Annotated in this window: 9 protein-coding genes; 1 reads left to right on the top strand and 8 read right to left on the bottom strand. The window is 49.2% G+C overall.

Annotated elements, in window-relative coordinates; translation table 11 throughout:
* Positions 1–8: 8 nt before the first annotated feature.
* From IBX50_RS15160 to IBX50_RS15130, 7 genes are all read right to left on the bottom strand, one after another.
* The gene (locus IBX50_RS15160) at positions 9–452 is read right to left on the bottom strand and encodes a winged helix-turn-helix domain-containing protein (protein ID WP_292257136.1); all 444 of its coding nucleotides are present in this window, start codon (positions 450–452) and stop codon (positions 9–11) included.
* 3 nt (positions 453–455) lie between these two features.
* Entirely contained in the window at positions 456–2,303 is a 1,848-nt protein-coding gene (gene recJ, locus IBX50_RS15155; RefSeq protein WP_292257135.1) for a single-stranded-DNA-specific exonuclease RecJ, read from the bottom strand.
* Positions 2,304–2,706: 403 nt separating this feature from the next.
* Entirely contained in the window at positions 2,707–3,015 is a 309-nt protein-coding gene (locus IBX50_RS15150; RefSeq protein ID WP_292257134.1) for a hypothetical protein, read from the bottom strand.
* A gap of 11 nt (positions 3,016–3,026) precedes the next feature.
* Positions 3,027–3,203, bottom strand: coding sequence for a hypothetical protein (locus IBX50_RS15145; RefSeq protein ID WP_292257133.1), 177 nt, complete (start codon positions 3,201–3,203; stop codon positions 3,027–3,029).
* A 5-nt stretch (positions 3,204–3,208) separates the two neighbouring features.
* Positions 3,209–4,648: a HipA domain-containing protein gene (locus IBX50_RS15140; protein WP_292257132.1), complete on the bottom strand. Its 1,440-nt coding sequence runs from the start codon at positions 4,646–4,648 to the stop codon at positions 3,209–3,211.
* Positions 4,641–4,991 carry a hypothetical protein gene (locus IBX50_RS15135; protein WP_292257131.1) on the bottom strand — a complete coding sequence of 117 codons (351 nt, stop codon included), beginning with the start codon at positions 4,989–4,991 and terminating at the stop codon, positions 4,641–4,643. Before IBX50_RS15135 ends, IBX50_RS15140 begins: the two co-directional genes overlap by 8 nt.
* 175 nt (positions 4,992–5,166) lie before the next feature.
* Positions 5,167–6,918: a 3'-5' exonuclease gene (locus IBX50_RS15130; protein ID WP_292257130.1), complete on the bottom strand. Its 1,752-nt coding sequence runs from the start codon at positions 6,916–6,918 to the stop codon at positions 5,167–5,169.
* 199 nt (positions 6,919–7,117) lie between these two features.
* Between IBX50_RS15130 and IBX50_RS15125 the strand changes: the two genes are divergently transcribed.
* Positions 7,118–7,471 carry a hypothetical protein gene (locus IBX50_RS15125; protein WP_292257129.1) on the top strand — a complete coding sequence of 118 codons (354 nt, stop codon included), beginning with the start codon at positions 7,118–7,120 and terminating at the stop codon, positions 7,469–7,471.
* Here IBX50_RS15125 and IBX50_RS15120 read toward each other — a convergent pair.
* Positions 7,461–7,693: hypothetical protein (locus IBX50_RS15120; RefSeq protein WP_292257128.1), on the bottom strand; the 233-nt coding region annotated here is incomplete at its 5' end. The genes IBX50_RS15125 and IBX50_RS15120 overlap by 11 nt on opposite strands.

Below are 7,693 nucleotides of genomic sequence, written 5' to 3'. Positions count from 1 at the left end.
AAAGCAATTTAATTTTTAAAGAGCTGGCTCAAAGGAGGTTGACATGTTCCGGGTGGCGAGGTCAGGCAAAGATGGATTGGTTCGCCTAATTTTGCGAAAACACTGGTGTTATCAGCCCAGAGGCCAACACCTAGCTTGGTCGAATAAGCCAGGACGATGTGTCCGGGGAGTATTTCCTCCAGCTTTTCGCGGGATTGTTCCATAATTTTCCAGTGACCGCGCTGTACCCGCGTGATCACACCCATTTCCTTGAGCGTTTGCTGGTGCCAGCGCACCTTTCTTTTTAAAAGACTGTACTGCTCACCGGTTTGTCCTACAGGCCGTTTTTCAGCGAAGGAATCATTGGGAATGCCCGTTATATCAGAAAGCCGTTCGTACAGCTCTACGTTGGAAATAACTCTGGTGTCCTGCTGATACGCTTGCTGAACATGAAAAAGCGATAGTTGGCTCATCCGTTAAACTCCAATCCTTTGCTCGATCTGTAGTTGCAGGGTGGTATTGTCACGAAAAGTATTGCTGTCAAGTTTAAACACCAGGTGCACCTGATCACCTATACTCACCGGTGATGGTGCCTCTTCATTGGCTGCAGCCTTAAACCAAATGGCTTTGACTGAAACATTACTGCCCGGCAGCGCCAGCTGCAGTCTCAGGTGTGTTTTATCTGCACCAATACGCTGAGCATCCTGAACCTGGAACTGACCATCAAAAAGTGGAGACTCAAACTCACGACCAAAAGGGTCCAGATGCGCCAGCAGGGCGTGAGTCTCAAGAGTGATCCATTCAGGTTCAAGACTGCCATCAGTCATCACTTTAGGGTGTAGTTTTGTGGCGGTTTGATTGGCCTGCTCCTGAATCGCTTGATCAAACAATTCCTGAAAGGCATCAAGTTCGCGCTTAAGGATCGTCATTCCAGCAGCGCCAGCATGACCGCCAAACTTAACCATCACCTCCGGGCGGCGATCTGCGATGCTTTGAATCGCATCACGGATATGAATGCCGGGTACGCTGCGAGCGGATGCCACCAGATGCTCGGGATCATCGGCCTGAGTAAAAACCACTGTCGGACGACCATATTTTTCAACGATCCGTGAGGCCACAATACCCTGAACGCCTGGGTGACCATCCTCAATGAAGAAGGCAAGCCCAGAGCGACCCTCGGCAGCCTGCTGACTTGCTATGTCACGGGCAGTCACGACCATTCCCTTTTCTACTGCTTTGCGCTCCTCGTTATCGGTCGATAGCTGGGTCAGGTAGTATTGAGCTGCCTGCATGTCCTCTGAGAGCAGAAAATACAAGGCAGCATAGGGATCAGCCATGCGTGAGCGGGCATTGATGCGTGGGCCAAGCTGGAATCCTAGTGTTCCTGCATCAAATGCCTTGAAGCGATCTCCGGCCAGCTGGCGATAAGCCATCCAGCAGGGCTCGTTGGAGTTGTTCATCAGCTGAAGACCGACTTTGACAAAGGCTCGATTGATGGCACTGCCACCTAAGGAGACACAATCAGCCACGGTGCCCAGGGCAACAAAGGCCAGCAAGCCAGTCAGCTTTTGCGTTGACTGAGGCAGGTAGCCAACCTCCACAAGGCGATTACGCAGCAGACTCATAACCAGCCAGCTGACACCAACACCGGCAATTGTGCGATCCGGATAACGGCAATCATCCTGCGTAGGATTCACGACTGCATAAGCTGAAGAAGGCACGCCCTCAACAGGTATGGCGTGGTGATCAGTGACAATCACATCAATGCCAGCGGCTTTTAAGCGGGCAATCCTTGGTTCATCGGATGTGCCGCAATCCGCCGTAATAATGACAGAAGGCAAAACCTCTGCATTCAGGATACGATCAGCAAGGCTGTTGCTGAGTCCGTAGCCATCCTTCATCCGATGTCCAATCAAGCTGATCAGCTGTTGTGCAGGAACACGCAACATCTCAGTCAAGGCTTTGTAAATCACTGCATGAGAGGTAATCCCATCCACATCATAGTCGGTCAGAATGCCAATCATCTGGCCGTGCATCACTGCGTGCGCCAAGCGCTCTGCAGCACGGTCAGCATCTTTGAGTAATGAGGGATGTGCCACAGATTTGAGTGAGGGATAGGCCAGATCACTAATGCTGCACTGGGCATCTGCCAGCCTGCCAGCAAAAATGCGCGCCAGCAGTGGGTGCAAGCCCTCAGCCAGTGCGCGATCATACAGTGCCTGATTGATAGGGCGGCGCAGTAATTCGGGGGTTAGATCAATCTGTCCGGCACCGCCTAGTGAGCGGTCTGGTGTCTGAACATCCAGGGTGAGCGCGTCATTCATCGGATAATCCTCTATTTTTATATAGGTTATCCTGTATTGCCAAGTGCTGCAACCCAGTATCACCTGAAAATCCGCACTCTGCAAACGATTCAATAATTCAATTTCTTGTAGAGATTAAGTTTTATGGTTTCCTGTGGTATGGACTATCCTGCAATCAGACCTTATGTCCGCTTCAACCTCAAATAGCTTTATGGCAATTGTCTGACAAATGCTGACTATATTTGACCAGTCATGCCATAAAGGTGTCAGCTTCTTGTATTCCTAGAGCAGCAAAATCTAAATAATCTCGTGTTGCATTACGCCTCAAAATCAAAATTCCTTTTATTCGAAGAATTTCACCTTCGGTTGGTAGCAAAATCCTCTCACCAAAACAATCAATAAACTCTGTTTCAAGGGGTTTTTCTCATATCGGTTGACGCACACCTGTTTCAATGCCATCCAAACTACCGAGAATTTGCACAGGGCGTTGTATTCTCGCTGTTTTCCATCCTGCAACCGATTCAAGCTGGGCAAGAACTTGATCGAAATGTTCTCGAAGATCTGTAAGCACATGATCAGCATCCACTGATAAACGATGTGCTGCATATATCGCTGAGGCTGTACCTCCCACCAAAACAGCTTCTGGCAAAATACGCTGAAGCCGGGCAGCAGAAGAAAGAACCAGTTCCCACTCAGGGAGGATTTCGTTTTTTTTTTGACATACAAACTCCAAAAAACATATCGTTATGCATAAGGATCACTGGCTTTTGCTGTACAGATTCGCTCAATCTTATCCAGCAGCTGTGGTGATTGCGCTACTGCGTTACGCAGATCAAGCCAGTCGTTGATCTTTCCCCTGCTGATAACATCATCAATGGCTGCAAGTGTATATTCTTGATGATTAAGGTGTCGGTGTTGCATAACATTTACCTTGAATAAAAATCAGGCTTCAAATAAGCCTCATCCCGGCCATTCAAATCAAAGATCCACTGCGCAATTTTCTCATCCAATGATTTCATATTAATTCTGGGCAGATTTAAAATACTTTCGGGTGCACCACGCTCTATCAATCGATCATACAGTCCTTTAGATTTCCGCATGGTATCAAGTAGTTTTACTGTTATCAGATCAGCAGACCCCAGTCGCATCTTTTCCAGATACCCTGGTAGCAAGTGCCAATTAATCACGGCAGCCTTCTCTATTGCATCACCCCACCTTATGGTTCGATGAATGCTGCTCTCATCAGCGGCCATGGGGGCAAAATCATATACAGGTGCCAACTTGATACCCCCTTCACTTTTGACCACCGATGAATTTCGCCCATGGTTGTCACTATTGCCAAAAATCACGTTTAGCAAATCACGCCTTACCCACTCCGCTGCAAGATCATCAAAAGAAACCAGAAACTCTGAGGCATTCTGACTGAACAGCTTCTTAAATCCCATCAGGATTGATTCATGCTTATTTGATGCGTTGCCTGCTACAGCAGCATTCACTGACTCCACTCCTAAGAGCCGCCATTGTTCTTTTTGGTGATCATATTCACGATCAAATCGAGGCAGCCACAATGTAGGGTCATGCTGCCCATCCTCTAACAAATAGATATTTTTAACATCAATCGTATCAATTCCCATGGCAGCAAGCTCATGATAGAAAATAAACTCTGTGCGCAGAATATCCTTGTCACGATCCGTTGGCCGGGCATTACCATCTTGCCGCCTCGGGAATTTAACTAGATAAAAAGCATCTTTATTTCGTATGTCGGGATAAGGATCAACCCATACTGTTTTCTTGTTGGCATCCATGCGCAGCAGTATCTTTGGCGCATCGCCACCGGCTCCAGTCCCGCCGCTGATCATCATTCCATGCCGTGTGGCATGAGTAACAAAATCATCCATGCGTGACGCAGCATTTTCCCAGGAAAAATGCTCCATGGGCTTTCGATGAATGAAGCTTCCTGATTCAAAAGCTTCTCGAATTCGGACGTTGCCAATCGGTGCAATTGCACCTCGCTGCAACATGTGCGCAGCCACAATGTTTTCAGGATTGTTTTCCAGCATCAAAAAGGACTTCCAGTAGCGCTGAGCAGCACCGGTTGGAATAATATCCATCAGAAAAACCGGCCAATGATCAAAGTCAAGGCTCATTGCATATTCCAAGGGCATTTGCATCCACACCGCAGGGATACCAATAGCACCAAGATGATTTATTCGCTGTCCTTCAGTGATAAAAGAGTTGATGTAGCGACCGGTCACCCTGTCTGCCGGCCCTAGTTCAGGATTCTTAAGTTCGAGTGTCGCACAATCAACCCAGCCGCTATCAGCCAAATGAATTTGCACCGTCAGAGTCTTCCTGAGTTCATACATCTGCATCTCTCCTTTCTACAGATATGGCGCGTTGGATTTCTCTGATCTTCTTACGATTTGGCAAGACCCCAACATATAACTTCATGCCAAAAGGACGAAAGGCATTCTGGATTGACTGAAAAGAAACACTGCCAAAATCATCGCTCTCTATCTGAACCAGGGTTCTGCGACTCACTCCAATGGCTTTAGCGTAACTCTCCTGAGTAACGCCAAAAAACTTTCTGCGCATCACCTTTAGCAGCTGTCCGGCAGTTAGTTGATCCTCGCTATGATCATGGAGAATGCGAGCGATGTTTGCATCCACCTCATCCGGAGTTTGTTGGATTTGTTTTAGTCGGCGCATTAGTTGTCCCTCAATTTACTGTGCATTATACTGCACATTATACAGGGATGATTATCTTTTTGCGCGTTTTTTTGCACATTAAGCAAAACCCAGCACTTGGCTGGGTTTTGTTTTCAATTCCATTTGCCACCCCATGCCACCCCACTATGCCAAGGGTGGCTGCGACCAAAACACATCAAGGTTCGTTGCCGACCTGTTTGACCTGCCCCTGGGCATCACCGGGCGCTGAGTAGGGCGCAAGGCATTCTTTCTTCACATCGGGGCTCATGTATCGTTTCCACACAGGGTCGGTCTCCACCGCGCAGCGTTCTGCCCTTGGCCCATAGATCGTTTTCATCCATGCCTTGTGTTCTGCAATCCCTTGTTCCAACTGATCACTTCTGATTGAGGTTTCATAAAACCACGCCTTGGTTCCCGATCCTGAGCCGTCGTCCCACTTAAAGCCTGCTTCCTTCAGAGCATCCTTGACATCAAAAGGCGCTCCGAGGGCGCGAAAGGTGACCGGCACTCGCTGGTGCTCCTGAAGCATATAAGGGAAAACATCGGGGTGGCGCTTCAAAAGCTCCAGAACAGCCAAGGCGTCCACGGCAGCACGGTGCCCGCCGAAGAAAAAACCTGACTTCAGCGCCAGATACTCGAGCTTGCTGGATTCAAAGCCTTTTTGTTGCCAGGGTGCCTGCTTTAATGAGCACAGCCAGTTCATGCCGCGTAATTCTTTAAAGCGGTTTTCAAAGAATGGGCGATCAAATGGACTGTTATGTGCAATCACCAGGGGGTTGTCTTTAAAGAACGAAGCTACCAGGCTGTCATCAATGGTATAACCCGCCAGTTGATCATCCGTGAGGCCGGTGACTCGAATAATGTCTGCACTCAACGGCTCCAAAGGATCTTCCAACAAGCTGCATGCGCGCTCAATCCGTGTCACCTGCCCCGTTGAAGGACTCACCAAGGCGCGCACCATTCCGATCTCAATAATTTTGTTCTTCACAGGATCAAAGCCGGTGGTCTCAGTATCAAGCGCTACCACAGGGATTTCATCGCCTACCGGATCAGCCAGATCCAAAGGCAATTCCAGCGCACCGGCTGCCTGGTCTACACCGGCTTGAACCTCCAGGATGACATCATCCATGCGCTCCTGAATGCGAAACCGTTCCGGTTCATTCAATGCTTTTTGTAGTAGCTCCTGATCCACTTGAGATGGCGGCACAAAAGCGATCACCGGTGCAGGATTGGTGTTTTCAGGTTTTGCACCCATCTCAGTGGCGGTTTCTGCTTGATCTGGAACAGGTTGCTCTGACGGGGTTTGCGCAGCCTGCTGTTGCTGATCTTCAGCCGGCAAAGCCGCCAATGCGGATGCTTTCGGCATGTCCGATGCTGCCGGTATGTCCTGGCTGGCTTCTTGACTTGCTGCCGGTGATCCAGACTCATCCACCTTGGTATCATGAGCAGCTGCTTCTGCATCAGCGCCTACGCCATGGGTGTACCGGGCAAACAAATCAGGCGTCATCTTGTTTTCAACTCGGAGATTCAGCTGTTTTTTCTGGGCAATATCAATCATGTGTGCTGAGCCCTTGGATTGTCCGTCATAATAAACGACCGCGTGTGTTGCGATCTCAGCCATAGCCTCGTTGCGTAAATAGCCGGCACGTTTGCCATGCTTGCCCCAGTCTGCCGGCATTTCAATAACGGCCATCCCGCGTGCTTTTGCATATTCATGCCCGATCATGTCTGCGCCAGCAGCCATACCGGACACAATAGCCACCTGGGCAGGGTCAAGTTTGCTGAGCAGTGCATCCAGGTGTGAGAAAATCAGTGTGCGGTACTCCTCAAGCATCCCTTTGGCTGCTTGTGGCTCCATCTGCTTGGGTGGGCGGCTACCGGCTACAATAATTCGTACCGGATATTGATTATAGTTTTCGGATTCCATTAAGCTGACTCCTGTTGCATTGTATGAATTAATGTTTGATGCATTGCAAAAGCTTGCAGGTCAATCCATTGTACTGTATAGGTTGTCCCTTGAACCGTAAAACCCTGTCATTCATGGCAGGGATATAAGGTTTGGCATCGGCAGAAGCCTTGTCTTTCGAGTCTTGCAGGTTATCCTATTTGCTGTTAATTTGAAAGCTATGGATAACCTGCACCCCTATACCAAGGGTGCCAGTAAAGAATTGGGGTTGCACAGTCAAACGCTGCAGATGATCAGCAAGGAATATGTCACCCGGCGCAAGCAGTTCAAAAAAAGTCGTTTGAGCTGGCGCAAATCAGGTGGCATTCGCCGATCACTCGGCTGGGTGCCCTTCAATACCGGTGCCGCAGCCTGGAAGAATGGACAGATTGTCTTTAACGGCCACTACTTCAAAGTCTGGGACAGCTATGGCCTCAGCCAGTATGCATTCCGCTCCGGCAGCTTCTCAGAAGATGCCCGTGGCCGCTGGTACTTGAATATCGTGGTTCAGTTTGAACCCGAAATCAAAAATTAAGGAAATTCCCGTCAACTACCCCGCCCTGAAGGGCGGAGCTTGTGAAAACAAGCTTGGTTGACCAGGGAAAGCGGTAACCAACCCGCTGCGTTAGCAACAGGTCGTTAAGACCCACCGGCGAATGCTTCCTCAGTTCGCCGCTCTGGAAGGGCAGGATCATGCTGGCGAAAGGTAAAGCGCCGAAGGTTCTGTCCGCCATCCTGCAAAGGATGGGAGCCGGTT

Source organism: Marinospirillum sp. (genome assembly GCF_014859565.1).
The sequence above is the reverse complement of the archived record's forward strand: the minus strand, read 5'-3'. Positions and strand labels throughout refer to the sequence as shown.